Origin of the sequence: Arthrobacter sp. Bi83, assembly GCF_918698095.1 — a bacterium.
In the GTDB taxonomy this organism is placed as follows: Bacteria; Actinomycetota; Actinomycetes; order Actinomycetales; family Micrococcaceae; genus Arthrobacter.
In genome coordinates, this window is sequence record NZ_CAKKLY010000039.1 from 18,743 (window position 1) to 44,904 (window position 26,162).

The following is a 26,162-nucleotide window of genomic DNA, read 5'->3' on the forward strand; positions in this document are numbered from 1 at the left end:
CCATCGCCTCCCCCGCTTAGGTGAAAGACTACCCCGTCACCCCGGCCCTGAAACAGGGCAAACCATTCACATTTCGTCGAGATCCTTAATTGGCTGGCGGATTATCAAATTGTTTGGATTAATTCCCGACACGCGCGGCGGAAAGAGGCGTGAAAGCGCGTCTGCAGCAGTATGCTCGGCACCCGCCGTCAGGCGTTGGCCGAGTGGAAGCGCTGCTGGGCAGCGGTCAGTCCCTCCCGGACCAGCAGCTCCACTGCATCCGCAGCATCGTCGAGCAGGAAGGGCAGTTCCTTCTTTTCCGCCGGGGTGAAGTCGCGGAGCACGTAGTCCGCGGTGTCCATCCGTCCGGGCGGCCGGCCGACCCCAACCCGGACCCGAAGGTAGTCTTTGGTGGCGAGCGCCTTGGAGATGTCCCGGAGTCCGTTGTGGCCGCCTTCGCCACCCCCGATCTTGAGCTTCACAGTATTAAAGGGAATGTCGATTTCGTCGTGGACCGCCACAACCCGGGACAGGTCAACGTCGTAAAACCTGGCCAGGGCAGACACCGGTCCGCCGGAAACGTTCATGTAGGTGGCAGGTTTGGCCAGCACGAGGCGCGGTCCACCGATTCCCAACCGCCCCTCGAGGACCTGGGCGCGGGATTTGGAGGCCTTGAAGTTTCCGCCGATGCGCGCGGCGAGTTCATCGAGGACCATCTGGCCCACGTTGTGCCGGTTGCGGCTGTACTCGGGCCCGGGGTTTCCAAGGCCTGCGATGAGCCAGGTATCAGTCATGGATCAATCCTAGTGAGCGGGAACACCAGTGGCCGGGCCCAAACGGGGCCCGGCCACTGGTGCGATGCGGTAAACGCGGTACGCGAATAAGGAACCGTAATTACTCGGCTGCGGCCACGGAAGCCTGGGCGGTGGCTTCCTCGGAGGCCTCTTCCGAGGTAACTTCAGTGGCCTCGGAGATGTGGACGACGAGAGCGTCAGCGTCCGCAAGCAGAACCGAGCCCTTGGGCAGCACGAGGTCGGACGCGTGGATGTGCTGACCGGCGGAACGGCCTTCGATGTCGACCTCGATGCCGGTGGGCAGGTGGGTTGCCTCGGCCTCGAGGGAGATGACGGTCATCTCCTGGTTGTAAGCGTTGCCCGGAGCCAGTTCGCCGACGAGGTGAACGGGAACGTCAACGGTAACCTTCTCGCCCTGGCGGACGGTCAGGAGGTCGATGTGCTCGATGATCTGCCTGATCGGGTCGCGCTGGATGTCCTTGACGAGGGCGAGGTGGCCTTCACCGTTGATGTCCAGGGACAGCAGGGCGTTGGCGGTGCGCACGGCCAGCGTGGTGGCCTTGGCCGGAAGCGTGATGTGGATGGGCTCGGCGCCGTGGCCGTAGATGACGGCGGGAATCAGGCCGGCCATGCGGGCGCGGCGGGCAAAACCCTTGCCGAATTCGGTACGTACTTCTGCTGCGAGCTTCTGCTCAGACATGTGCATCTCCTGGAGGCTTTTCGGTGTTCAGCAAGGGCGGAGGTCTGAAGCGACCTTCAACGCCGGGCGCCTGTCGGCGGCCCTTCCAGAAGGGAGGTACAGACCCAGTCGATAACGGAGACCAGCAGTCCGGATGTCCGGAGGTGCTCTCCCTCGCCAAGGTATCGGTTTAATCCTACCAGCGTTGGGCCCGATTCCTGAAAACGGGCCCAACGCCGGCCCCACCAGCGCCCTAAGGCGGGAAGTCAGGCGTTGCCGTCGAACAGGCTGGTGACGGAACCGTCGTCGAACACTTCACGGATGGCGCGGGCAATCAAGGGTGCGATGGACAGTACGGTGAGCTCAGGGAAGCGCTTGTCGGCCGGGATGGGCAGCGTGTCGGTGACTACCACTTCGCGGGCGCCCGACTCGGACAGGCGGCGGGCCGCGGGATCGGAGAACACAGCGTGGGTCGCCGCGATGATCACGTCCTTGGCCCCCGCGTTCTTCAGCACCTGGACAGCGCCGGAGATGGTTCCGCCGGTGTCGATCATGTCGTCGATCAGGACGCACGTGCGTCCTTCGATCTGCCCCACCACTGTCTTGGACACAGCCTGGTTCGGAACAGTGAGGTCACGGCTCTTGTGCACGAACGCGAGCGGCGCACCGCCGAGGCGCTCAGCCCACTGTTCGGCCACGCGGACGCGGCCGGTGTCCGGCGAGACAACTGTGATGTTGTCCGCGGCGACCCGCGTACGGATGTAGTCCGCAAGGAGCGGGATGGCCATGAGGTGGTCCACCGGTCCGTCGAAGAAGCCCTGGATCTGCGAGGTGTGCAGGTCCACACTCATGATGCGGTCAGCGCCGGCCGTCTTGTACAGGTCCGCCACCAGACGGGCCGAGATCGGTTCCCGGCCGCGACCCTTCTTGTCCTGGCGGGAGTACGGGTAAAACGGCGAAACCACTGTGATCCGTTTGGCGGACGCCCGCTTCAGCGAATCGATCATGATCAGCTGTTCCATGAGGTGGTTGTTCAGGGGTGCCGGGTGTGCCTGGATGACGAAGGCGTCGGTTCCGCGGACGCTTTCACCGGCGCGGACGTAGATCTCACCGTTGGCGAAATCGTAGGCGTCCACGGGCAGCAGCTCCGTGCCCAGCTCCTTGGCGATTTCCCGGGCAAGCTCCGGGTGCGCACGCCCTGCGGCGAGCACCAGCTTCTTTTCGCCGCGAGCCGTAATTTCGGTCATGGTTGCTTGCCCTCTTCTGTAGATGCCGGGGAAATTGAGGAGTCGTTACTGGCTTTGCCGGCTGCCGCCGCCAGGTCCGCGGAGAGCGAGCCAGGACGGTTGGCGGTAACCCAACCCTCGGCATTGCGCTGCGCGGCCATGGACAGCGCCAGGGCGCCTGCGGGAACGTCCTTGCGAATCACGGCACCGGCGCCGCTGTAGGCGCCGTCCCCCACCGTGACAGGAGCGACGAATACTGTATTGGAACCGGTGCGGACGCCCGAGCCGATCACCGTGCGGTGCTTCTTCTCGCCGTCGTAGTTGGCAGTGATGTTGCCGCAGCCGATGTTGGTGTCCTCGCCGATTTCGGCGTCACCGGCGTAGCCCAGGTGGGACAGCTTGGAGCCGCGGCCAATGGTGACGTTCTTCGTCTCGTAGAAGGCGCCGATCTTGCCGGTCTCCCCCAGGACAGTGCCGGGGCGCAGGTAAGTGAACGGACCCACAGTGGCCGCCGCGCCGATGACCGCACCGGAACCGTGCGTGCGGGTCACTTTGGCTCCCTCGCCGATGCGGACATCGGTCAGCGTGGAGTCTGGGCCGACGACGGCGTCCCTCGCCACGGTGGTGCTGCCGTGCAGCTGCGTGTTGGGCAGGATCCGGACGTCCTCAGCCAGGGTGACGGTGGAATCGATCCAGGTTGTGGCGGGATCCACCACCGTGACGCCGGAGCGCATCCATGCTTCCACGATGCGGCGGTTGTGCTCTGCGCCGAGGGCCGCAAGCTGCACACGGTCATTGGCGCCTTCGACCTGCCAGCGATCGGCGGTGACCACCGCGGCAACCCTGCCGCCGGCCTTGCGGGCCAGCCCGAGGACGTCGGTCAGGTACTTCTCGCCCTGCGAGTTGTCGGTAGTGACGTGCCGGAGGGCGTCCCGCAGCACTGCTGCGTCGAAGGCGTAGATTCCGGAGTTAATTTCACGGATTTCGCGCTCGGAGTCGGAGGCATCCTTGTGCTCGCGGATGCCGGTCACCGTTCCGTCGGCTCCGCGCAGGATGCGGCCGTAGCCCGTGGCATCATCGAGCAGCGCGGTCAGGACCGTGATGGCGTTGCCTTCGGACTCGTGGGTTGAAACAAGTTCGGCGAGCATCTCGCCGGTAAGCAGCGGCACGTCGCCGTAGGTCACCACAACGGTTCCCGCGACAGGGGCGGCAGCATCCAGGGCCTCCAGCGCGACTTCGACGGCCCGTCCGGTGCCGGGAACCTCGTCCTGGTCGACGATCAGGGCGCTCGGGTCCAGCTCTGCGAGGTGGGCGGCCACACGGTCCCGCTCGTGACGGACCACGAGGGCCAGCCGCTGCGGGCTGATGCTGCGCGCGGCCAGCAGTGCGTGTCCCACCATCGAACGGCCGCCGATTTCGTGGAGAATCTTGGGGGTACGGGACTTCATCCGGGTACCGGCACCTGCAGCTAAGACGATTACGGCGGCTGGGCCGGACTTCTCGGGGCTCACGTACAGGCTCTCCTTGGTCGATTGCGCGGTACTACATGCGCGGCGTCGTCCGAGCCTGTGCCCGGAGCCGGTAACAGGCTTATCCTACTGGACACCTCTGATGCAGCAGTTCCGCCCATAGGATTCGAACCTATACTCCACGGCTCCAAAGGCCGGGGTGCTGCCATTACACCAGGGCGGATCATGCCAGGCACGAAGCCAAGGCACGAGAACCAATTCTGCCACGAACGCCGAGGCTCGTGCGACCTCGGCCAACGCGTGCCGCCAGCCCCGTCAAAGAGGCGGCCTGCACAGCGGGCAGCACCCGCCCAGGACCACCAGCGTCCGTGTTGGCGTAAGGCATGATTGGACGGTGAGCAACAGCACAGGGACAGCCGAGGGCGCGGGGAACCCGATGGCGAAGGCGGATGCCGCTCCGGCGCGCATCCCGCGGTCCCGGATGACCGGACCCCAACGGCGTTCCCAGCTGGTCGACGTGGGGCGCGGACTGTTCGCGCTGCGTGGCCTCGACGGCACCACGATCGAGGAAATCGCCGCTGCCGCAGGTGTCTCCAAGCCGGTGATCTATGAGCACTTCGGCTCGAAGGAAGGTCTGTACACCCAGGTGGTGGAGTTTGAGTTCAGGATCCTGCTGGCCTCCATCAACGACGCCCTCGCCGACGAAGCCAAGCCCCGGGTCCTGGTGGAACGTGCTGCCTTGGCGTTGCTGACGTACATCGAGGACCGCACCGACGGCTTCCGCATCCTCATGCGCGACGCTCCCCCGTCGCAGCCGGAAGGCGCCTTTTCCACCCTGCTGTCCCACATTACGGAGCGCGTGGAGCACATCCTGTCCGACGAATTCGCCCGCCGCGGATTCAGCGCCGCCGACGGCGCCATGTACGCCCAGATGCTGGTGGGCATGGTCGCCATGACCGGCCAATGGTGGCAGGACGGCCGGCAGCCCGACAAACACGCTGTGGCTGCGCACCTCGTGAACCTCGCTTGGAACGGCCTGACCGGCCTCAAGAAGGAACCCGAGCTGCGCAGCGAGCCGTGAGCCTTCGCCGTGGTCACCTCCGCGCTGCAGCGGCCCTTCGCCGTCGCTTAGACACGAGCCATAGGGGCCCAACGGTCGCTGAGCGACCTTGAGGGCCCGATGGCTCGCGATGCGCTCCTACGCGAAGGTCCCCCGCACCACTATTGCCGATCGTTCCGTTCGGGGACGTCCGGTGAGTTGGACGCTTAACGGCCGAACGGCGGTTCTTCCGAAAGGAGCGCATCGCAGGGCATCGGGACGTGGAGGTCGCCCAGCGACCGAAGCGTCCCTTTTGCCCTGTGTCTAAGCGACGCGGAAGGGCCGCCGTCCGGCGCCCAAGCTGCACCCCGCCCGGAGCTACTCCCCCAGGACTTCGAGCGCCTCGAGCCATTCGAGCTCCAGGGCTTCGCGGTCTGCGGAGAGGTCTTTGAGCTTCTTGTTCAGTTCCGCGAGCTGACCGACGGCGGAGGGGTCCGCGGAAGCCGTCGTCATCTGGGCGTGGATTTTTTCTTCCTGCTGGGTGATCTTGCCCAGCTGCCGTTCGATGCGGTTCTTGGCCTTGCGGGCGTCGCGCTTTTCGGCTTCCGAAGCTCCCGAGACGGCCTGGGCCGGGGCGGAGCTGGCCGACGTGACAGGGTTTCCGCCGCCGGTGACCGTGGAACCGGCGAGGGCGGACTCGCGGAGTTCGAGGTACTGGTCCACTCCGCGCGGCAGGGCACGGATCTTGCCGTCGCCCAGCAGGGCCATCTGGTGGTCCGTGACTCGCTCCAGCAGGTAGCGGTCGTGGCTGACAACGACGAGCGTGCCGGGCCAGCCGTCGAGCACGTCTTCGACGGCGGCGAGGGTGTCGGTGTCGAGGTCGTTGGTCGGTTCGTCCAGCATCAGCACGTTCGGCTCCCCCACCAGCAGCCGCAGGAGCTGGAGGCGCCGGCGTTCGCCACCGGAGAGGTCCTTGACCGGGGTCCATTGCTTCTCGTTGGTGAAACCGAGCTGCTCCACAAGCTGGCCGGCGGTGAATTCCTTGCCGCCGACGTTGAAGGAGCGTTTTTCGCGCTCGATCACTTCGATCACGCGCAGGTCCGAGACGTCGTCGAGCTCCTTGACTTCCTGGGTGAGGACCGCGGTGACGACCGTCTTGCCGCGTTTGACCTTCCCGGAGCTGGGCTGGATCTCGCCGTTGAGCAGTTTCAGCAGGGTGGTCTTGCCGGCCCCGTTGACGCCCACGAGCCCCAGCCGCTCACCCGGCGCGAGGCGGAGGGTGATGTTGTCGAACAGCTTCTGGCCGGCGTCGCCGCCCAGAAAATCCAGTGACACGTGTTCAAGGTCCAGGACGTCCTTGCCAAGGCGCGCCGTGGCCATCTTACTCAGCGCCGTCGAATCACGCGGTTCGGGCACGTCCGCAATCAGGGCGTTGGCGGCCTCGATCCGGAACTTGGGCTTGGCCGTGCGGGCCGGGGCGCCCCTGCGGAGCCAGGCCAGTTCCTTCTTGACGAGCTGCTGGCGTTTGCTTTCCACCACCGATGCGGAGCGGTCGCGCTCGGCGCGGGCCAGCACGTAGGCGGCGTAACCGCCGTCGAACGGGTCCATGATGCCGTCGTGGATTTCCCACGTCTTGGTGCAGACTTCGTCGAGGAACCAGCGGTCGTGGGTGACCACGAGGAACGCGCCCTGGTTCGCCCGCCACCGGGTCTTCAGGTGCCGGGACAGCCATGCGACGCCTTCGACGTCGAGGTGGTTCGTGGGCTCGTCAAGCATGATGACGTCGTGGTCCTCGATGAGGAGCTTCGCCAGCGCCACGCGCCGTTTCTGGCCGCCGGAGAGCGCGTGGACGTTGGCGTGCCAGTCGACGTCCGACACGAGCCCGCCCATGACCTCGCGGATCTGCGGGTTGCGGGCCCATTCGTAGTCCGCCTGGTCGCCGACGATGGCGGCACCGACCGTGAGGTCGCCGTCGAGCACGTCGCTTTGATCCAGGTAGCCGATGTTGACGTCCCCGCGCTTGGTGACCCGGCCGGAATCAGGCGTGGACCGCAGCGCAAGCAGGCGCATGAGCGTGGACTTGCCATCGCCGTTCCGGCCCACCATGCCGATCCGGTCGCCCTCCTCGAGTCCGAGAGTTACGCCATCGAGAACGGTGCGGGTTGCGTACGAGACCATGAGGTTCTCGCCGCCGAGCAGGTGTGCCACTGGGAACTGCTTTCTTCTGCAAACAGGGGGGCAGAAAGTTGGAAGGGTATTAAAGGAGGGTATCGGAGATGATGCGGGCACCGGGAACGGGGCCATGGACGGCCAACGCCGTGAGGCCCTTGTGCTGCAGCTCCTCGGCGAGTCCCTCGGCAGCCTCCGGGTTGTGCGCCAGGAGGGCGATGGTGGGGCCGGAGCCCGAAACGATCCCTGCGATGGCTCCGCAGGACTCCCCCAGGCCGAGGGTGTCGCGGAGGCTGGGCGCGAGTTCGATGGAGGCCCGCTGGAGGTCGTTGACAAGCACCCGGCTCAGGGCATCGGGGTCACCGCTGCGCAGGGCCTGCAGGATCTTCGGATCCACCGCCGTGGGTTCATCGATCTCCACCCCTTCGGCGTCCCGCAACCGGTCCAGTGTCCGGAACACCTCCGGCGTCGAAAGCCCGAACTCTGCAGTGACCAGGACCCAGTCCATCTGCGCCCTGGCCAGGGCCGGGGAGAGGTCGTCTCCCACGCCAAGTCCCACGGCCGTGCCTCCGAGCAGCGCAAAGGGGACGTCCGCCCCCAGCTCCGCGGCCAGATGGGCAAGCTCATCCCGGGACAGTCCGCTGTTCCACAGCGCGTCGCAGGCCAGCAGCGTGGCCGCGGCGTCGGCGGATCCGCCGCCCATGCCGCCGGCAACCGGCACGCGCTTGGTGATTTCCAGGTGCACTCCGGTGGAGTGCTCGGACACTTCGGCCATGATGGCGGCAGCCTTGTAGGCCAGATTGTGTTCGTCGAGCGGGATGTCCACGCCGTCGAGGTCAAGTGTGCTGGCGGGGCTGATGCTCACGGTGATGCCGTCATTGGCGGTGCTGGTGGCGGCCACTTCCTCATACAGCGAGACGGCCAGGTACACGCTGGCCACGGAATGATACCCGTCCGCCCGTAAGGGCCCCACGTCCAGCGAGACGTTCACTTTGCCCGGAGCTTTGACCCGGACGGTCCTTGCCGCAAAGCGCCCTCTCACTGCGTTCATGACTCCAAGCTAGGGCATGGCGACGCCCGGCTCCAAGAAGGACGCGGCCTCCTGGCGTCACCCAGGGACGCTGTCGCCGGCCGCTTGCCCCGGCCGGTCAAGCGTCCGCGGCCTGGCGGGCCTCGGCGATCCGGGCGAAAGCGGCAATGTCGATGACCTCACCGCGGGCCGTGGGGTCCACCCCGGCCGCGACGAGGCAGCGCTCCGCCTCGGCCGCACTGCCGGCCCACCCGGCCAGGGCCGCGCGAAGGGTTTTCCTGCGCTGGGCAAAGGCCGCATCGATCACGGCAAAGACGCGCTCCCGGCTGGCGGTGGTGGCCGGTGGCTCCCGGCGGGTAAAGGCCACGAGCCCCGACTGGATCTTGGGGGCCGGCCAGAACACGTTCATGCCGATCACTCCGGCCTTGCGCATGGTGCTGTACCACGCGGCCTTGACGGACGGCACACCGTAAATTTTGGAACCGGGACCGGCGGCAAGACGGTCCGCCACCTCGTCCTGAACCATTACCAGACCATGACGGATCGATGGGAAATGCTGCAGGAGGTGAAGGACTACGGGAACAGCGACGTTGTACGGAAGGTTCGCCACGAGCGACGTGGGCTCCACCGGGAGCTCGGTGACCTTCATGGCGTCGGCGCGCACGAGGTGGAATTCGCTGGCAGCCTCCGGCCTCCACTGCCTGACAGTTTCAGGCAGCTTGGCCGCCAGCACAGGATCAATTTCGACGGCGACAACGGACTTCGCGGCATCCAGCAGCCCCAGCGTCAGCGAACCGAGACCAGGCCCGATTTCGAGGACCGTTTCGTCCGGCCCGACGCCCGCTGCCGCCACAATCCTGCGGATCGTGTTGCCGTCGATGACAAAGTTCTGGCCCAGCGTCTTCGTGGGACGGACGCCGATTTCCTCGGCCAGCCTGCGGATATCTGACGCACCAAACAGAGGAGCAGGCGCGGTACCGGGGGCGGAAGGAGTCGGGTCAGTCACCTAGGTATCCTATCCCGCGGCGGGTGCCGCCGCGGTTCGGCAGCTGGCAGGGCGGCGAAGGCCGGGCCCGGAGACTCCGGACCCGGCCTTTCGTGGCCTCAGCGGCCGTGGTCAGCTGCCGGCTGCCCAGCCGCAGCCCCACGGCGAGAGGCCGCGCTCTGCATAGACGCGGTTGGCGACGTCGATCTGCTGCGCCTTCGAGGCCTGGCTGGCGTTCGGGGCGTAGGCTCCGCCGCCGGCGCCGATCCAGGTCTGGATGTCGAACTGCAGGCCGCCGTAGTAACCGTTGCCGTTGTTGATCGACCAGTTGCCGGTCGATTCGCACTGCGCGATCTTGTCCCACATGGCTTCATTCATCATGGCGGGGGCCGCCGCACCAGAGTTGGCGGCTTCCGTCTTCGCGGCGGCTGCGGGCTTGGGCTTCTCCTTGGTGCCCACGGTGATCTTTTCCGTTACCGGCTCAAGAGTTGCCGTCGTGGAGACAAGCGTGCGGGAGGCTTCGCGGCCATCGACCAGCACGAGCTTGAACTTCTTCGTCACGGTCCCGGGAACGCCCTCCTGCGTGACTTCCTCTTCGCCCTTGAGAACGTCGGCGCTTTCCACGGTCAGCGTCTTGAAGGCAACTTCTTCGGTGACGGTGGCGGTCTTGCTGGTGTCCACTCTGGAAACCTTAATCACCATGTTGTTGACCACGTGCGCGTTGGCCGGCTGGGAGGTGCGGTCTGCGGCTGCCAGCCTCACGCCGGCGTCCTTGAGCACCTCTCCAACGTTAGTGGCCGTGGTGGTGGTCTTGGCGGCCTTGCCGTCGGCAAGGATACTCACCGTCTTCGGCGTGGAGATGGCGACAAAGGAGCCGTCAACGGACAGGTGGGCGCTCTTCGGAACCGAAAGTTCGGAAGCACTGGCCACCCCGAGCTGGGTTACGAGTCCGGCAACGTCCGGGGCAGTGGTGCTGACAGTCTTTTCAGCGCCGTCCAGGCTCACTTTCACTGCCTTGGCAAGGTTGACGTTGATCACCGAGCCGTTCTCAACGTGCGCCTCCGGCGACGGTGACACGCGGTCGGCGGCGTGCAGCTCCACCTGGGCGCCCCTGACCACCTGGGCCACGGTGCCGCCAAACGTCTGAACGGAACTCACTTTGCCGTCAACGTTCAGGGTGACTGTTTTGTTGTTGCCCACAAAGGCAACCAGCCCCAGCACGAGCGCCGAGAGCACCACCATTTGGGCGGCTACCTTGACGAAACTGAACTTGCCGTCCGACGTGAAGAACTTGATCACGATTGCCCGTATCTTTTGAACCATCCGGGCACGGGGAAAAACGCACAGAGCTCACCGCGGCAGTCACCCCAAGGGTGGATCCGGACAGGCCGGAGGTCTGCAGCAGGCATGTGCGCCGCCACACTCACAGGGCAGGGCACCAGAGGCGCCCTGCCTGAAAAGTGAGTGACATCATCCGGAGGCCTTCCCCGACCCCGGCTAATAGTTCTTCACTGTAATCGATCCGTTATAAAGCGGCCAAATTATCACATACCGCGTATGCAGAAGGGGGCTTCTTCAGGCCGAGCGATCAGTCCCAGGATCCGTATGCCCTCAGGGTATTGGCGCTGATTTGACTGCACAGGCCGGCGAGGTCCGAATCTGTCAATTCGGCCATGGCCCGCACTGTGTAGGGGACCATGTAGCTCGCGTTGGGCCGTCCCCGGTGCGGGTGCGGGGTGAGGAAGGGCGAGTCGGTTTCGACCAGGACGAGTTCGGGATCCGCAGCAGCCAGTGAAGCCCTGAGGTTTCCCGCATTCTTAAAGGTGAGCGTTCCGGCGAAGGACATGAACCACCCTTCCGTGTTGCAGATCCTGGCCAGGTCTTCGTCGCCGGAGTAACAGTGGAACACCACCCGGTCCGGGGTGCCCTCTTCCCGCAGGACCTGCACGACGTCCTCGTGGGCGTCCCTGTCATGGATCTGCAGGGTCAGGTCCAGCCGTTTGGCAATGTCGATATGCCGCCGGAACGAATAGCGCTGGTGGACCAGCCCCTCTCCCTCGGTGCGGAAGAAGTCCAGACCGGTTTCCCCAATCGCCCGGATCCGGGGATGGGAGGCGAGATCCTCGATCTCCCGCAGCGCAGCCTCCAACTCACCCCGCCGGGCATACTCGGGGGCATCGTTAGGGTGGATCGCCACGGCACCGAGCAACCGGGCATCCATGTCAACGGCACGAACCGTGAACCTGGAGGATTCCAGGTCGGTGCCAACCTGCACGGCACCGCGGACCCCTACCGCCTCGGCGGCGTCCAGGGCAGCGCCGACCTCTACCTGGATGTCGGCGCCTGGGAAGTCGAGATGCGTGTGGTTGTCCATCACGGGAACGGGCAGGGGCGCGGGCGCAGGCGGGTAGCCCTGCTTGCCGGAACCGTCGCTGCCGGGCTCGCGATAGGGGCGGGGAGTCAGGGAGTTACACATCCCTCCAGCCTAGCTGCGGCGGACGTAAGCCCGCGGAAGAGCCGAGGCGGCCCCGGGCCGTCCAGGCAGCGGGTGCAGATTTACCCGGAACTCTCTGTCAGGTACGGCAGTTGTGTTAGTACGCTGGTACGGACAGATGTTAACGCCCAAGACGGGCAACGGCAGACTTCCGCCGCTCCGTTCCGCGCGCCACCCAGAGATGAAAGGTTGCCGATGGAACCGCACCGACGCACCACGATGGATGAAGTACTCCCGGGCGGGCAAGGCTTCGCAGGAACTGCTGCGCAGGGCGGAAACCAGCTTAACGGCCACAAACAGTCAGCCCTGGACGCCGCGGCCTTCCGCGCCGCGACCGAACGCATCCTGGACGCCATTAATACGGTGATCGACGGCAAAGCCGAGGCAGCGAAGCTCGCACTCACGGTCCTGCTCGCCCAGGGCCACCTGCTCCTGGAGGACGTGCCCGGCGTGGGCAAGACGCTCCTCGCCAAGACGCTGGCGCGCACGATCGACTGCTCAGTCAGCCGGATCCAGTTCACTCCGGACCTTCTTCCCTCCGACGTTACCGGCGTGTCCATCTATAACCAGTCGTCGCGCCAGTTTGAGTTCCGTCCCGGCGCGGTCTTCGCGAATATCGTCATCGGTGACGAAATCAACCGCGCCTCGGCAAAGACGCAGTCCGCCCTGCTCGAATGCATGGAGGAGCACCAGGTGACGGTGGACGGAAAGTCATACAAACTCGCTGAACCATTCATGGTGGTGGCCACCCAGAATCCGATCGAGATGGAAGGGACCTATCCCCTTCCGGAAGCCCAGCGGGACCGCTTCATGGCCAGGATCTCCATGGGTTACCCGGACAAGGACTCCGAAATCGAAATGCTGGAAACGCACCAGGCCACGTCCCCGCTGGCCCGTGTGTCTTCCGTGGTTACGTCCGCGGACGTCGCCGCGATGATTGCCACGGTCCAGCGGGTGTACGTTTCGCAGTCCGTCAAGGAGTACACCGTTGCAGTGGGGCGGGCAACCCGGGACAGCGCCATGCTGCGCCTTGGGGCCAGCCCGCGTTCCATGCTTCAGCTGCTTCGCGCGGCCAAGGCCACGTCGGCGCTGGACGGCAGGGACTTCGTGCTGCCGGACGACGTCGTCGCCGTTGCAGAATCGGTGCTGGCGCACCGGATCATCCTCGACCGCAAAGCAGCCAGCACCGGCGAGACGCCGCAGAGCGTGATCCGCGGAGTACTCGCCAAGCTTCCCGTCAGTCAGGAGATGACCGAGTCCGCCCACGCCTCCCGGCAAGCCAGGGCGGCCGGATCCCCGGGCGCGCCTACCGCGCGGCCGTCCCCCGAACTGCGGCCCAGCCGCTAGTCAGGATTCGCCGTGGCACTGCTCGACAGCCTCCCCCGCCACCTTTTCAGCTCCCGCGGCTGGGGACTCCTCGCCGCCGGTGTCATTTCCCTGCTCTGCGCCCAACTCATGGGCCGCCGGGATCTCCTCGCCCTGGGCGTGCTGCTGGTGGTGCTGCCCCTTATTTCCCTCGCCGGCATCAGGCTGGTCAAGCCCCGGTTCCGCGTGTACCGCGAGTTCAGCCCGTCCACTGTCGAAACAGCCTCCATCACCACCGTGCGGCTGGCCGTTGCCAGGACAGGCCCGGGAGTTGGCAGGGTGATCATGGAGGAACGACTTCCGACGAGATTTGGGGAATCGCCGGCGTTCCGGTTTCCCGCCAGGTCCGCCAGCGGCGGAACGAGCCGCTACGAGTACCGGCTCCGCTCCGGGAAGCGGGGGCAGTTCCTGATCGGCCCGGTGACGGCCGAGTTCACAGATCCGTTCGGGCTGTCGCTGCACAGGCACACCATTGACGACGGCGACACACTTACCGTGACGCCGGCCGCCGTCGAACTTCCTGCGACGGGACTGGCCGGGGCCCGGGGAAACGACGGCATCACGGCAACCCGGATCCGGGCCAATCCCAGTGACGACGACGTCATGACCAGGGAGTACCGGCACGGTGATCCGATGCGGCGGGTCCATTGGCCCGCGACCGCACGCCACGGCGTTCTGATGGTCAGGCAGGAGGAATCGGTCACCACGCCGGAGGCGACGATCATCCTGGACCAGCGGTTCATCGCGTACTCCACCGGCTTCGGGTCGGTATTCAGCGGTGCCGGCGGTGATGACGGCCACGACCTCGTCACAAGTGACACCTTCGAGTGGGCTGTCACGGCCACCATGTCCGTCAGCGCGCACCTCGCCGAGCGCAATTACGCCCTCCGGTTCCTGGACGCCGCGGGGGAACCTGCCTTTCACCGCTCACCCTCCGCACCCGAACCCGACAATGAGGAATACAGCGGAGCAGGCGGACTCCAGTCCATCGCCGAAAGCCTGGCCGCCATCCAGCTGTCCGGCCCGCACCACATGCGCCGGGACCATGACACGGCCCGCAGGGAGCATGCCGGGAGCACCGAATACGGGCAGGCTGTCTTCGACGACCGGCTCATTGACAAGCTCGCAGCCCACCGAATGCGCGGTCCGGTTCTGGCGGTCCTCGGCAAAATTACGCTGGCCGAGGCCCGGTCGTTGGCGCCCGCCGCGGGCTACGCCGCAAACGCTTTCGCCATCGTGATCAGCGACAGGCCCGCGGAGTCCCACGATGCACTTGAGGCCCTGCGCCTCGGCGGCTGGCGAGCCGTCGCAGTGGATGCCTCCACATCACTGCCCGCCGCGTGGACCTTCTTCGATGAAGGCGGAGGGGCCCTTTCAGCCGCGGCTGCCGACGTACGCCGGGGTGCGGGGGTGGCGCGGTGACGCTTGCCCCCCAGCGCCAGACGGACGCCAGTTCCCGGCCGTCCCCAGTCTCGCCCGGCCGGAGCCCGCGGCGGCCCGGTGCCGGCGCCTACCCGTGGGCCATGTCAGGAGCCGTGGCGTTCGCCGTGGCCGGGGCGGCACTGTCCCTCAACGGCGTGCTCAGGGGCTGGGGTTGGTACCTGCCCGTGCTCACGACCATCGTGGTGGTTTCCCTGGCCGTGGCCGGACTCCGCGCCCTGAGGTCCCAGCCGTTGCTGGTCACCCTGGGGGCCTTCGTTTCGCTGGTGTTCATCCTGACCTTCACGTTTTTCCGGCGGGACAGCATTGTGGGCTTCATCCCGTCCGACGCCACCATGGCCGCGCTGGGCAGGTATCTCCGCCGGGCCAGCGAGACGGTGCTGTCCGAGAGCTCGCCGGTGGCTCCGAACGCCGGCATCGTTCTCGTCACCTGCGCCGCCCTGGGGCTGGTGGTCATTCTCGTGGACGCGCTTGCCCTGCCACTGGGCATGCCGGCCACAAGCGGCCTGGGCCTGCTGGCCGTACTCGTGGTGCCGGCCATGATCAAGCCGCAAAGCGTCGGTCTGGCGGGATTCCTCGCAACGGGTGCCGGGTTCCTGCTCATTCTCGCCTGCAGCCAGTGGTTCGCTCCGGATTCACGCATCCAGGCTGACACCGCCCGGAATCCCGGCCAGGTCAAGCGCGCCGCAATGACCGGCGCCGTTGCGCTGGTGGCCACACTGCTGCTGCAGCTGGTCATCCCGGGCTTCGACGAGGGCACCTTCCCCCAGGGTTCACGGCTGAATCCGTGGGCCTCATCCAATGGCCTTAACCCCATGATCAGCCTGGGGAACAGCCTGCGCCAGCCGACAGGCGACGGCCGGATCACGTATGCCACCAATGCGACCACCCCGCTCTATCTGCGCTCCGTGACCGTGGACCGGTTCGACGGCGATGCCTGGTCACCCGATGACCGCGATTCGACCCGACGGGCGGGCGCCGGCCGCATGGAGGTGGGCCATGAGATCCTGGCGCCGGAACAGGTCCGCGAGGTCACGGCTGTCAATACCGGGGATTTCACCAGCCCTTACCTTCCGGTGCCCTACGCCCCTGAGGCGGTTAACGGCCTGACCGGCAGGTGGAGCTGGGATCCTGCCACACTGAGCATCAAGGGCACGGACACCAACTCGAGAAACCAGCAGTACTTGGTCCGGTCCTCGGCCCCGAAACTGACGACGGAGCTTCTGGACCAGTCTTCGGCCCCCGTGCGGGGGATCCCCGACGAGTTCATCAGACCACCCGCCAACGTGCCGGACATCGTCAGGACAACCGCCGACTCCATAACGCAAAACGGCAGAACCGCGTATGAAAAGGCGATGGCAATCCAGAGGTACCTGCGTGCCGGAGACTTCACCTATTCCCTGGAATCGCCGGTCCAGGGCGGCTATGACGGCAACGGCTTGTCCGTGCTTGCGGACTTCCTGACACAAAAGAGCGGCTACTGCATCCACTTCGCGTCTGCCATGGCCGTGATGGCCAGGGTCGAGGGGATCCCCAGCCGGATCGCGGTGGGCTATGCCCCGGGCAGACTGACCGGGGCCACGGTGTCCGTCGCGGGCCAGGGAGCACTTCCCGAGTTCGAGGTGGACGCCCGCGACGCACATGCCTGGCCGGAACTGTATTTCCAGGGACTCGGCTGGGTTCCGTTCGAGCCCACTCCGTCGCGCGGTGTGGTGCCGCCGTATGCCCAGGACTCTTCGTCCTCCGGGGGGGCCAGCACGAATGATGGGAACAACGACGGCCTGCTGCCCACCAGTGGTGCCACTGCCGCTCCCGCGCCCGGACCGGCACCCCTCCCCCTTCCAGGGACGGGGGGAACCACTTCCGGGAGCCAACTGGTTCCGGCGCTCTACGGTACGGCAGCCGCGCTCCTGCTGGTCCTGGTTGCCGCTACCCCGCGGCTCTTCCGAACCAGCCTGCGGCGGCGGCGCCTGAGGGGACCGGCCCGGAACGGGCAGGCTGCGAGGAACGGGCAGGCAGCGCAGAAGGGGCAGGCAATGGCACCGCTCGCGTGGGCTGAGCTTCAGGACCTCGCCACGGACTATGGCGTACGGCCAGTACCCAGTGAAACGCCCCGCACCTTTTCTGCCCGCTTCCGGGGTTCACCGGCACTGATCCGGTCCGACAAAGCGGGGCCCGAAGCCTCGGAGGATTTGGTGCATCGCACGGCTGAGGCAGCGGTGACGGACCTCACTGGCGCCTTCGAACGCCATCAGTACGGACGGCCGGGCAGCCCGGTTGAGACGGCCGGTCCCGCTGAGACCGTCCGGCTGCCGGACCCCTCCGCGGCAGACAAGATCCGTGCGGTGCGAAAGGCGTTGCGCCGCAACGCCGGCCTTCCCGGCCGGCTTCGCGCGGACTGGCTGCCGCCGTCGGTCATGTCCCGCTTCGGCAGAATCGCGGGTGCGCCCTTCCGGGCCGCAGGCCGCGTCGCGGCAAAAGCCGGACGCGCCGCCGCGGGCTCCTGGAACAGGGCCCGCGACGGCCTGCGGCGGTTGCGCGAAGGCTAGCCGGCGTAGGGGTCGGCGATTCCGATGTACTGGGTGTAGAGGTATTCCTCGATGCCCTCGAGGCCGCCCTCGCGTCCCAAGCCGGACTGCTTGACGCCGCCAAACGGTGCCGCTGCGTTGGATACGACGCCGGCGTTCAGGCCGAGCATGCCGGTCTCAAGGCGTTCGCCCATCCGGATACCGCGGTTCAGGTCCTTGGTGAAAACGTAGGCAACGAGTCCGTACTCGGTGTTGTTGGCCAGTCGGATGGCCTCGTCTTCGGTGCCGAAGGTGATGATGGGGGCCACTGGTCCGAAGATTTCCTCGGACAGGATCCGGGTGCCTTCGGTGACGCCCTTGAGGAGGGTGGGCTGGTAGAAGTAGCCGGGCCCGTCGACGGGAGCTCCGCCGACGACGGCAGTGGCTCCGGAGGCGAGGGCATCGGTGACGAGTTCGTGGACCTTGTCCCGGCTCTTGGCGTCGATCAGCGGGCCCACCTTGGAGTCCGCCTCGGTGCCGCGGGCGGTGGTCATGTCCGCCATCTTCGCGGCGAATTTCTCGGCGAACTCGTCCGCGACGGATTCGTGCACGATGAAGCGGTTCGCTGCCGTGCAGGCCTCACCCATGTTGCGTAGCTTCGCCAGCATGGCCCCGGCGACGGCGGCATCCACGTCGGCGTCCTCGAACACCACGAACGGGGCGTTGCCGCCGAGCTCCATCGAGGTCCGCAGCACCGTCTCGGAGGCGTCCGAGAGCAGGCGGCGGCCAACTTCGGTGGAGCCCGTGAAGGACAGCTTGCGCAGCCGGGCATCCTTGACCAGCGGGCCCGTGGTGGCACCGGCCGTGGACGTGGGGATCACGTTCAGGACACCGGCGGGCAGGCCGGCCTCCTGCATGACGGCGGCGAACAGCTGGGACGTCAGCGGGGTGAGGTTCGCGGACTTCAGGACCATGGTGCAGCCGGCGGCAACGGCCGGGGCGATCTTGCGCGTGGCCATGGCGAGCGGGAAGTTCCACGGGGTGATCAGCAGGCACGGGCCCACAGGCTTCTTGGTGACCAGCAGACGGGACTTCCCGTCCGGGGACACCGAGTATCGGCCGAACGCACGGACGGCTTCCTCGGAGAACCAGCGCAGGAATTCGGCGCCGTAGGTGACCTCGCCACGGGCCTCGGCCAGCGGCTTGCCCATTTCCAAGGTCATCAGCAGCGCGAAGTCCTCGGCCCGCTCGGTAACTAGCTCAAACGCCCGGCGCAGGATCTCGCCGCGTTCACGGGCAGGGACCTTCGCCCAGGAATCCTGCGCGGCGGCGGCCGCGTCAAGGGCGGCCATGCCGTCCTCGGGGCCCGCGTCAGCGATGCTCAGCAGGACCTTGCCCGTGGAAGGATCCTCGACGTCGAAGGTCTTGCCCGACGCCGCGGGACGCCACTCGCCGTTGATGAGCAGGCCAGTGGGAACAGATGCGAGCAGTTCGCTTTCGCGCTCTGCGGTAACAGTGGACTGTGCAATAACAGACACGGTGACTCCCTCGTCAGCAATTGGGGTTGCGGGTTGTTCAGCTCCTGCAGCGGACGTGGTGCCCGCTGCCTTCGGCTTTCTTGGCTGGTTTAATGCCACGGTACTGCCCGCGTCTCTCCAATGTCTACGCATGCGCGCACTACAGGTGAGCCCATCCGCTGTGCACCTGCACAGCCCAAGCCGCCTTGGAATTAGCGCGCTGCGAGCACCGCTGCGTAAAGCTCCCGCTTGCTGACTCGAGCCTCCTCGGCCACGGCGGCCACGGCGTCCTTGAGCCGGAGGCCCTGCGAAACCAGCTCGTTGACGGCGGCCACATTATCCTCCGGTGTTCCCGGAGCCTGCTCCGGCGCGCCACCCACAACCACGGCGATTTCACCGCGGACCTCGTTGGTCTCCGCCCACTGGAGCAGTTCACGCAAGGATCCGCGAATGACTTCCTCATACGTCTTCGTCAGCTCGCGGCACACGGCTGCTTTACGGTCCGGCCCGAACCGTTCATGCAGCGCCCGGAGCATGGGTTCCAGCCGGTGGGGTGCTTCGAAGAAGACCATGGTGCGGCGTTCGGCGTCGAGATCCGCCAGCCGCGATGCCCGCTCCCCTGCCTTGCGCGGGAGGAACCCCTCAAAGCAGAAGCGGTCGGTGGGGAGGCCGGAGAGTGCCAGCGCGGTGAGCACCGCGGAGGGGCCGGGAACGGCGGTGACCGTGAGCCCCGCCGCCACTGCGCCCTCAACCAGGCGGAACCCGGGATCGGAAACCGCCGGCATGCCGGCGTCCGTCACCATGACAATCGTCTTGCCCGAACGGACCTGGTCCAGTAGCTCTGCTGTCTTGGTGGCCTCGTTGTGCTCGTGGTAGCTGACGACCCGTCCGCTCACGGTGACGTCAAGGCTCTGCACCAGCCGGTGCAGGCGCCGGGTGTCCTCGGCGGCAACGATGTCGGCGGAGCCCAGCAGTTCGATGAGCCTGGCCGAAGCGTCGCCCACGTTGCCGATGGGCGTGGCCGCCAGGATGATGCGCCCGTGACGGTCGCTGGAAATGTCCGGCCCCGAGTCCGCGGCCGGTTCGGAGGTGCTGGTCTGCGGCTTGCTCGGTTCGTGGTCCACATGTCCAGCCTACTGCCGGCCAGCGGCCCCGCGGCACAAGTCCCCGCGGAAGGAAGACCCTGCAGAACGACTTGGCAAAATGACCCCTGCAGAAGACGCACGGCGGCAGAAGGCAGCAAAAGGTAGCATGGGCACGTGACGCAGACCTCCGTGCGGCCTGACGCGGCCGGTTCAGCCAGTACACCGGCTTCCGCCGCACCCGAGGGCCGCGGCCTCGAGGGTCACGGCTGGATCAGCCGGCCCTCGGAGGCGTTTAACGTCGAAGCCCTGAGCCAACGGCTTATCGGCGGCATCCGCAGCTGGCGCGATTACCCGCCGTCCCTCAGGCTCTGGTTCTGGCTGGTCCCGGCACTGACCGCCGCGGTGGGCGGAGTCCTGCGGTTCGACCGCCTGGACATGCCGCGGAGCCTGGTCTTCGATGAGACGTACTACGTCAAGGACGCCTACTCGCTCCTGGTCAGCGGCTACGAGCGGAGCTGGCCGGACAAAGCCAACGACTCATTCGTCGCGGGCAACCCGGGGGTGCTCCTGACTACCCCGGAATACGTGGTCCACCCGCCTGTGGGCAAGTGGATGATCGCCGCGGGCATGTGGCTGTTCGGCCCGGACAACCCTTTGGGCTGGCGCTTTTCAGCGGCGCTGACGGGCACGCTGTCCGTTGCGCTGCTCGCGCTGATCGCCCAAAAACTCTTCCGGTCCGTGGTGCTGGGGGCAGCAGCGGGGCTGCTGCTCGCCGTCGACGGCCACCACCTGGTCATGTCACGCACATCGCTGCTGGACATCTTCCTCATGTTCTGGATCCTGGCTGCCTTCGGGGCGCTGCTGATGGACCGCGACGACGGCCGCCGCCGGCTGGCGGTCCGCCTGGCCCGGCAGGCGGCCGCCTCTCCCTTCGGGAGACCGTCCCGGCTGCAGCTCCTGAGCGGGCCCTGGCTTGGTATCCGGTGGTGGCGTGTCCTCGCGGGTGTCTGCCTCGGCCTCGCCGTCGGCACCAAGTGGTCGGCGCTCTTCTTCATCGCCGGCTTCGGCCTCCTGACCGTCTTCTGGGACCTGAGTGCGCGCCGGACCGCGGGCATCCGGAGCTGGATCAGCGCGGGAATCATCAAGGACGGCCTCTTTGCGTTCCTCAGCATCGTCCCGGTGGCCGCGGTGACCTACGCCGCCACCTGGACGGGATGGTTCCGGTCTACAGATGCATACTACCGGCAATGGGCCAGAACGAATCCCAGCGCTGAATGGGGCTGGCTCCCGGACTCCGTGCGGTCCCTCGCGCACTACCACCTGGAGGCCTACAAGTTCCATCAGGGGCTCAGCTCGGAGCATCCCTACGAGGCGAGCGCGTGGAGCTGGCTGGTGATGGGCAGGCCAACGTCGTTCTACTATGAATCCCCCAAGCAAGGCTCCCCCGGCTGCGATATTGCCCACTGCACATCGGCCATCCTTTCGGTGGGAAACCCGCTGATCTGGTGGGCTGCCACCGTTTCCCTGGCGGTACTGCTCTTCTGGTGGGCAGGCCGCAGGGACTGGCGGGCCGGCGCCGTGCTGGCGGCGGTGGGGTCCGGCTACCTCCCGTGGTTCCTGTATCCGGAACGCACCATGTTCTTCTTCTACGCCGTGTCCTTCGAGCCGTTCCTGATCCTCGCCCTCGTGTACTGCCTCGGCCTGGTCCTGGGCCGAAGGACTGACCCGCTGTGGCGCAGGCGGTCAGGACTCTACGGGGTGGTCCTGTTTGTCGTCGGGGCGGTGCTGCTCTCGGCCTTCTTCTATCCCGTGTGGACTGCCGAGATCATCTCGTACCAGGACTGGCGGATCAGGATGTGGATGCCTTCCTGGATCTGAGGCACGATTGCTTCGAGCAGCTGTACGGCTGACTGGCCTCGCTGCTGAAAGCCTTAGAGTCGAACTGGCCGGTCTTCACCTGATGGCGTTTCGGCGTCTGTTTCCGGGTCCGCGGCATCGTTTTTCCGGGACTTTTTGACGGCCTTCGGCAGGCCGCGGCGGCGCCGCGTGGGCCACGTCAGGATCAGCGTAACCACCGCAGCGACCAGGACAAGCCCCGCGATGACGATGCCGGCGTCGACCCAGAACTGTCCGGGGAACAGCCGGATAAGCGTGTCCTCCAAGGCAAACGTCCAGGTACCGTTGGCGAAGAAAATCCGGTGGAATTCGGTGAAGAACTGTTCCCACCCCAGCACGGCCAGCACGCCGAGGCCGATGATGATCGCCAGCGTGACGATGGAACCGGCGAACAGGCCGCGCCGAACCCCGCCCGTGCTGCGGCGGCGAAGGTAAATGATGGCTGCGATGCTGACCAGCGCCAGGAGCGCTCCGGCGCCGAACGCCGATAGGATGACGAGCTTGACGTCGGCCATGTGGCTGACTTCGCCGTCCTTGAAGAGCTTCTCCCCGCTGCGGTTCACCAGCTCGCCCAGGTACCGGGGCCCCGACCAGTTACTCAGGTAATCCACGGCGTAGGATCCGTAGGTCATGCGGTCGTCGGAATTGAAGCCATAGCCGTCGCCCGGAAAGCCCGGGCGGTGGTACTCCGCCCAGAGAAAGAGAGGACTTGTCACTGCGCGCACGGCAAGGACCAGGAGGATCACGGGGTAGAAAACAGCCAGCAGGACCTGCATGACGCGCGGCAGCACCGGCTTGGCGTTCGCCGCCTGCTCGCGCTCCGCGTTGCGCCGCTCCACGTCTTCGCGCGGAGGGCGGATCTGGAGGGCCGAGGTTGGCAGCGGTTCGCTGAAGTGGGCGCCTGAGGCGGGCCCGGATGCTGGTGGGGCGGTGTCCGGCGCCTCAGCCGTGGCATTGTCCGCAGCGGCAGCCTCGGCTGCTTTGCGGTCGGCCCTGCTGCCTGGCTGGGCTGGTTCGTCCCGCGCCTGGTCTTCACGGCGGCTGCTGCCTTCGGTGGCTGCGTCGTCCATGGCTGCGTTCGCGGGGACTGCGTCGTTGCGGGTTTCATTCCCGCGGTCCGAGAGGCCGCGCCCGTCGGCCGGCCGGGACGACGGGGCAGCCGTCATCCATTCGAACGCCGGCTCGTCTGAATCGTTGGCAGGATCAATCGCAGGATCGTCGGCTCCCGGCTGCGGATCCAGCTGCGGATCGAGCCGTCCGGACGGGGTCGGAGTATTGTCGTTCACTGCAGCTTCACTTCCGTAGGCGTCCGCGCTCCGGGTCGAGACCAGGCAACGCTGTGTATCTCCTGAAGAGCCTACCGTCAGGCACTCCGGCACGGCGAGGTGACACCCGCGCAGCCGGAATCATGCCGCTATTTCGTTATAACCCGCGAGGCTGCCTGGCGGCGGATGCCGTCGGCTAGCGCTTGGAGTACTGCGCCCAGGGAATGTTCCAGTCCCCGTAACCCTCGAGCGGTTCAACGGGTGCCGCGCCGGTGTTGAGTACCTGGACCACGTCCCCTGTCTTCATGTTGTTGAAGAACCACACGGCGTCTGCGGGCAGCAGGCCCACGCAGCCGTGCGACACGTTGGACACTCCCACGTAACCCCACGCAGATTCGAGGGCCTGGTGGACGTACACCCCGGAGGATGTGAGCCTGTTGGCGTACTCCACGGTGAGGGGCGGGTAGTAGCCTTTGTCGCCGGGTTTGAGGCCGATGCTCCCGGCGTTGAACTTGGAGCGGCGTTCCTGCTCCATGATCACCGCGAAGCCGGAAGGTGACAGCCAGTCGGAACCGCCCAGGGTGACGGGAGCTGTCTTCACGAGCTTCCCGTCGAAGTACACCTTCATGGTTTTCGTGTTGTCGTCCACCACGGCCAGCCTCTGGGGTCCCACCTTGAACTGCACTTTGGCATTGAAGTTGCCAATCATGTGGTTGCCGAAATCAACGCCGAAGAGCTTCATGTCCAGGGCGACCCGGCTGTTGGACGCCCAGAACTTTTCGGGGCGGATGCGCACGCGCTGGTCCGAGTACCAGTGCCAGGCCACGGGCTGCTTGGACGAAACAGTGATCTTGACGGCCTTCTCCACGGCCGCCTTGTTGGCAACTGGCTCGCTGAAGACGATGTCGATGGGCTGCCCCGATCCGACGGTGGTGCCGTTCTCCGGGTACACGGCGGCATCCGCCTCGTTGGCGCTTTCGACGGTGGTGAACGTCTGCGCCTTCCTGGTCTCCCGGCCCGCCTGGTCAACGATCGTGAAGCTGTAGCTGTACGCCGTGTTGAACTGGAGGGGATCCAGGGTGGTCCAGGTGGTGCCATCGGCGCTCACGCTTCCTTTGACCGGCGCGCCTCCCGCCGTCGCGGCCAGGACAACGTCCTTGACCTTGCCGTTTACGGCTTTGACTGAGGGTGCCACGGCGGGATTGACGCTCTTCGCGCCGTCGGTGGGGGTCACACCAAGTTCCACGGCCTTGACCACAGGGGCAGCGAGGCCCGGCTCGTTGCGGACCGGGGTGGAGGCCTCGGATTCCGGCGCGGGGTTGGCCCACCCTGGCGCGGTGGCGACGCCGATTCCGCCGGCCGCGACAGCAGCGCAAATCGCAGCGACCGCGAGGATCTTGCCGATCTTACGGGTGCTCTTTTCCGTCATGACTGGTTCTCCATGTCCCCCGCCGGGCCGCCAATCGGCGTCCATCCCTGTGCCCAGCAGAAACGCTGACCAGTCAATTTTATCGCACAGGAGGGCCGCGCCCGTCCGGGCGGCGCGGCAGGCCTTCGTGCCGGGAGGCCCGCTCAGGGCTCCCGGCACGAAGGTCCAGCAATCAGAACGACCGGGCAATCAGAACCGGTTCGAGTCTCAGTACCGGTAGTGCTCCGGCTTGAACGGGCCGGCCACGTCCACGTCGAGGTAGTCCGCCTGGTCCTTGGACAGTTCCGTCAGTTCGACGCCCAGGGCATAGAGGTGCAGTCGTGCCACCTTCTCGTCAAGGATCTTCGGCAGGACGTAAACCTTGTTTGCGTACTCCCGCTCCCCCTCAGGCTGGTCCTTCTTGGTGAACAGCTCAATCTGGGCGATCGTCTGGTTGGCGAACGAGTTGCTCATGACAAACGACGGGTGGCCTGTGGCATTGCCCAGGTTCAGGAGCCGGCCTTCTGAAAGGACGATGATGGACCTGGCATCGGAACCTGCCGGGGCGTCGCCTTCGAACACCCACTCGTGGACCTGCGGCTTGATCTCAACTTTTTTGATTCCGGGCACCCGGCCGAGGCCGGCCATGTCGATCTCGTTGTCGAAGTGGCCGATGTTGCCAACAATGGCCTTGTTCTTCATTCCGATCATGTGTTCGGCCATGATGACGTCTTTGTTGCCCGTGGTGGTGATGAAAATGTCTCCCTGAGCCAGGACGGACTCGAGCTTGGCCACCTGGTAGCCGTCCATGGCGGCCTGCAAAGCGCAGATGGGGTCGATCTCGGTGACGATCACCCGGGCTCCCTGGCCGCGGAGCGCCTCGGCGGCGCCCTTGCCGACGTCGCCATAACCGCAGACGACGGCGACCTTGCCACCGATGAGGACGTCGGTGGCCCTATTGAGGCCGTCCGGCAGGGAGTGGCGGATGCCGTACTTGTTGTCGAACTTGCTCTTGGTCACGGAGTCGTTGACGTTGATGGCCGGGAAGAGCAGCTTGCCCTGTTCCGCCAGCTGGTAGAGACGGTGCACGCCAGTGGTGGTCTCCTCGCTGACGCCGTGGATGCCGGCGGCGAGCCGGGTCCACTTCTTCGGGTCCTCGGCAAGGGTCCTGCGCAGGACATCCAGGACGATGGCGTATTCCTCGGGGTCGTTCGCTGCGGCGGCCGGAACGGCGCCGGCTGCCTCGAACTCGACGCCGCGGTGCACCAGCAGCGTGGCGTCGCCGCCGTCGTCGAGAATCATGTTCGGACCCAGCTCGGGGTTCGTGTGGGCGCCCGGCCAGGTGAGGATCTGCTCGGCCGTCCACCAGTATTCCTCAAGGGTTTCGCCCTTCCAGGCAAAGACCGGAACACCCTGGGGGGCTTCGACGGTCCCCGTGCCCACGACTACGGCGGCGGCGGCCTCGTCCTGGGTGGAGAAGATGTTGCAGGATGCCCAGCGGACCTCTGCCCCGAGTGCGGTGAGGGTCTCGATGAGGACGGCGGTCTGAACGGTCATGTGGAGCGAGCCGGCGATCCGCGCACCCTTCAGCGGCTGGCTCGGCCCGAATTCCCTGCGGAGCGACATGAGCCCCGGCATTTCGTGCTCGGCGAGGCGGATCTGGTGGCGGCCGGCCTCTGCCAGGGAGATGTCGGCAACCTTGTAATCGAGAGTCATGGGAGTCCTTTGCTGTATCCGGCGTCTTGCCTTCTGCGGTGCGGGCTGGAGTTTCAGGCTGGGGGCGCGGCCGGAGTCTTGAGGCCGGCAGTTTCGGGG

General features: G+C 66.3%; 19 protein-coding genes and 1 tRNA gene. 5 read left to right on the top strand and 15 right to left on the bottom strand.

What is annotated here, in order from left to right; all coding sequences use genetic code 11:
* Positions 1-188: 188 nt before the first annotated feature.
* The 5 genes from pth to LQ144_RS16800 all read right to left on the bottom strand — a co-directional run bounded on the left by pth (position 189) and on the right by LQ144_RS16800 (position 4,370).
* The gene (gene pth, locus LQ144_RS16780; protein ID WP_230119841.1) at positions 189-773 is read right to left on the bottom strand and encodes an aminoacyl-tRNA hydrolase; all 585 of its coding nucleotides are present in this window, start codon (positions 771-773) and stop codon (positions 189-191) included.
* A gap of 100 nt (positions 774-873) precedes the next feature.
* Positions 874-1,473, bottom strand: coding sequence for a 50S ribosomal protein L25/general stress protein Ctc (locus LQ144_RS16785; RefSeq protein WP_230119842.1), 600 nt, complete (start codon positions 1,471-1,473; stop codon positions 874-876).
* A 245-nt stretch (positions 1,474-1,718) separates the two neighbouring features.
* Complete coding sequence (locus tag LQ144_RS16790; RefSeq protein ID WP_230119843.1) at positions 1,719-2,699, bottom strand: ribose-phosphate diphosphokinase; 981 nt, start codon at positions 2,697-2,699, stop codon at positions 1,719-1,721.
* Entirely contained in the window at positions 2,696-4,189 is a 1,494-nt protein-coding gene (glmU, locus tag LQ144_RS16795; protein ID WP_230119844.1) for a bifunctional UDP-N-acetylglucosamine diphosphorylase/glucosamine-1-phosphate N-acetyltransferase GlmU, read from the bottom strand. The genes LQ144_RS16790 and glmU overlap by 4 nt, the downstream gene beginning before the upstream one ends.
* Before the next feature lie 109 nt (positions 4,190-4,298).
* Positions 4,299-4,370, bottom strand: a tRNA-Gln gene (locus LQ144_RS16800).
* 213 nt (positions 4,371-4,583) lie between these two features.
* On the opposite strand from LQ144_RS16800, the gene LQ144_RS16805 reads away from it, so the two are divergent.
* On the top strand, positions 4,584-5,228 hold the full coding sequence (locus LQ144_RS16805; protein WP_354962168.1) for a TetR/AcrR family transcriptional regulator: 645 nt from the start codon (positions 4,584-4,586) through the stop codon (positions 5,226-5,228).
* A gap of 336 nt (positions 5,229-5,564) precedes the next feature.
* On the opposite strand, the gene LQ144_RS16810 is transcribed toward LQ144_RS16805, so the two are convergent.
* The 5 genes from LQ144_RS16810 to LQ144_RS16830 all read right to left on the bottom strand — a co-directional run bounded on the left by LQ144_RS16810 (position 5,565) and on the right by LQ144_RS16830 (position 11,846).
* The gene (locus LQ144_RS16810; protein WP_230119845.1) at positions 5,565-7,394 is read right to left on the bottom strand and encodes an ABC-F family ATP-binding cassette domain-containing protein; all 1,830 of its coding nucleotides are present in this window, start codon (positions 7,392-7,394) and stop codon (positions 5,565-5,567) included.
* A gap of 49 nt (positions 7,395-7,443) precedes the next feature.
* Positions 7,444-8,406, bottom strand: coding sequence for a 4-(cytidine 5'-diphospho)-2-C-methyl-D-erythritol kinase (locus LQ144_RS16815; protein WP_230119846.1), 963 nt, complete (start codon positions 8,404-8,406; stop codon positions 7,444-7,446).
* Between the two features lie 97 nt (positions 8,407-8,503).
* Positions 8,504-9,391: a 16S rRNA (adenine(1518)-N(6)/adenine(1519)-N(6))-dimethyltransferase RsmA gene (rsmA, locus tag LQ144_RS16820; protein ID WP_230119847.1), complete on the bottom strand. Its 888-nt coding sequence runs from the start codon at positions 9,389-9,391 to the stop codon at positions 8,504-8,506.
* Positions 9,392-9,502: 111 nt separating this feature from the next.
* On the bottom strand, positions 9,503-10,693 hold the full coding sequence (locus LQ144_RS16825) for a resuscitation-promoting factor (RefSeq protein WP_230119848.1): 1,191 nt from the start codon (positions 10,691-10,693) through the stop codon (positions 9,503-9,505).
* 265 nt (positions 10,694-10,958) lie between these two features.
* Positions 10,959-11,846 carry a TatD family hydrolase gene (locus tag LQ144_RS16830; RefSeq protein ID WP_230119849.1) on the bottom strand — a complete coding sequence of 296 codons (888 nt, stop codon included), beginning with the start codon at positions 11,844-11,846 and terminating at the stop codon, positions 10,959-10,961.
* A 213-nt stretch (positions 11,847-12,059) separates the two neighbouring features.
* On the opposite strand from LQ144_RS16830, the gene LQ144_RS16835 reads away from it, so the two are divergent.
* From LQ144_RS16835 to LQ144_RS16845, 3 genes are all read left to right on the top strand, one after another.
* On the top strand, positions 12,060-13,211 hold the full coding sequence (locus LQ144_RS16835) for a MoxR family ATPase (RefSeq protein ID WP_230119850.1): 1,152 nt from the start codon (positions 12,060-12,062) through the stop codon (positions 13,209-13,211).
* A 12-nt stretch (positions 13,212-13,223) separates the two neighbouring features.
* On the top strand, positions 13,224-14,651 hold the full coding sequence (locus tag LQ144_RS16840; RefSeq protein WP_230119851.1) for a DUF58 domain-containing protein: 1,428 nt from the start codon (positions 13,224-13,226) through the stop codon (positions 14,649-14,651).
* A gap of 101 nt (positions 14,652-14,752) precedes the next feature.
* Complete coding sequence (locus LQ144_RS16845; RefSeq protein WP_230119852.1) at positions 14,753-17,218, top strand: DUF3488 and transglutaminase-like domain-containing protein; 2,466 nt, start codon at positions 14,753-14,755, stop codon at positions 17,216-17,218.
* Here LQ144_RS16845 and LQ144_RS16850 read toward each other — a convergent pair.
* On the bottom strand, positions 17,215-18,714 hold the full coding sequence (locus LQ144_RS16850; RefSeq protein WP_230119853.1) for an NAD-dependent succinate-semialdehyde dehydrogenase: 1,500 nt from the start codon (positions 18,712-18,714) through the stop codon (positions 17,215-17,217). The genes LQ144_RS16845 and LQ144_RS16850 overlap by 4 nt on opposite strands.
* Before the next feature lie 191 nt (positions 18,715-18,905).
* A complete protein-coding gene (rsmI, locus tag LQ144_RS16855; RefSeq protein ID WP_230119859.1) occupies positions 18,906-19,751 on the bottom strand; it encodes a 16S rRNA (cytidine(1402)-2'-O)-methyltransferase in 846 nt (281 codons plus the stop codon).
* 201 nt (positions 19,752-19,952) lie between these two features.
* Between rsmI and LQ144_RS16860 the strand changes: the two genes are divergently transcribed.
* The gene (locus tag LQ144_RS16860; protein WP_230119854.1) at positions 19,953-21,656 is read left to right on the top strand and encodes a phospholipid carrier-dependent glycosyltransferase; all 1,704 of its coding nucleotides are present in this window, start codon (positions 19,953-19,955) and stop codon (positions 21,654-21,656) included.
* 53 nt (positions 21,657-21,709) lie between these two features.
* Here LQ144_RS16860 and LQ144_RS16865 read toward each other — a convergent pair whose 3' ends face one another.
* From LQ144_RS16865 to ahcY, 3 genes are all read right to left on the bottom strand, one after another.
* The gene (locus LQ144_RS16865) at positions 21,710-22,960 is read right to left on the bottom strand and encodes a TIGR01906 family membrane protein (RefSeq protein ID WP_230119855.1); all 1,251 of its coding nucleotides are present in this window, start codon (positions 22,958-22,960) and stop codon (positions 21,710-21,712) included.
* Between the two features lie 175 nt (positions 22,961-23,135).
* Positions 23,136-24,368, bottom strand: coding sequence for an Ig-like domain-containing protein (locus LQ144_RS16870; protein WP_230119856.1), 1,233 nt, complete (start codon positions 24,366-24,368; stop codon positions 23,136-23,138).
* Between the two features lie 207 nt (positions 24,369-24,575).
* Complete coding sequence (gene ahcY, locus LQ144_RS16875; RefSeq protein WP_230119857.1) at positions 24,576-26,063, bottom strand: adenosylhomocysteinase; 1,488 nt, start codon at positions 26,061-26,063, stop codon at positions 24,576-24,578.
* Between the last annotated feature and the right edge of the window lie 99 nt (positions 26,064-26,162).

Excerpts from the sequence above, each read along its gene's own strand:
- ahcY (WP_230119857.1), bottom strand. The coding sequence starts at position 26,063 with ATGACTCTCGATTACAAGGTTGCCGACATCTCCCTGGCAGAGGCCGGC.
- LQ144_RS16785 (WP_230119842.1), bottom strand. The coding sequence starts at position 1,473 with ATGTCTGAGCAGAAGCTCGCAGCAGAAGTACGTACCGAATTCGGCAAG.
- pth (WP_230119841.1), bottom strand. The coding sequence starts at position 773 with ATGACTGATACCTGGCTCATCGCAGGCCTTGGAAACCCCGGGCCCGAG.
- LQ144_RS16835 (WP_230119850.1), top strand. The coding sequence starts at position 12,060 with ATGGAACCGCACCGACGCACCACGATGGATGAAGTACTCCCGGGCGGG.
- LQ144_RS16845 (WP_230119852.1), top strand. The coding sequence starts at position 14,753 with ATGTCAGGAGCCGTGGCGTTCGCCGTGGCCGGGGCGGCACTGTCCCTC.
- LQ144_RS16815 (WP_230119846.1), bottom strand. The coding sequence starts at position 8,406 with ATGAACGCAGTGAGAGGGCGCTTTGCGGCAAGGACCGTCCGGGTCAAA.
- LQ144_RS16830 (WP_230119849.1), bottom strand. The coding sequence starts at position 11,846 with ATGTGTAACTCCCTGACTCCCCGCCCCTATCGCGAGCCCGGCAGCGAC.
- LQ144_RS16825 (WP_230119848.1), bottom strand. The coding sequence starts at position 10,693 with ATGGTTCAAAAGATACGGGCAATCGTGATCAAGTTCTTCACGTCGGAC.
- LQ144_RS16790 (WP_230119843.1), bottom strand. The coding sequence starts at position 2,699 with ATGACCGAAATTACGGCTCGCGGCGAAAAGAAGCTGGTGCTCGCCGCA.
- LQ144_RS16870 (WP_230119856.1), bottom strand. The coding sequence starts at position 24,368 with ATGACGGAAAAGAGCACCCGTAAGATCGGCAAGATCCTCGCGGTCGCT.
- LQ144_RS16805 (WP_354962168.1), top strand. The coding sequence starts at position 4,584 with ATGGCGAAGGCGGATGCCGCTCCGGCGCGCATCCCGCGGTCCCGGATG.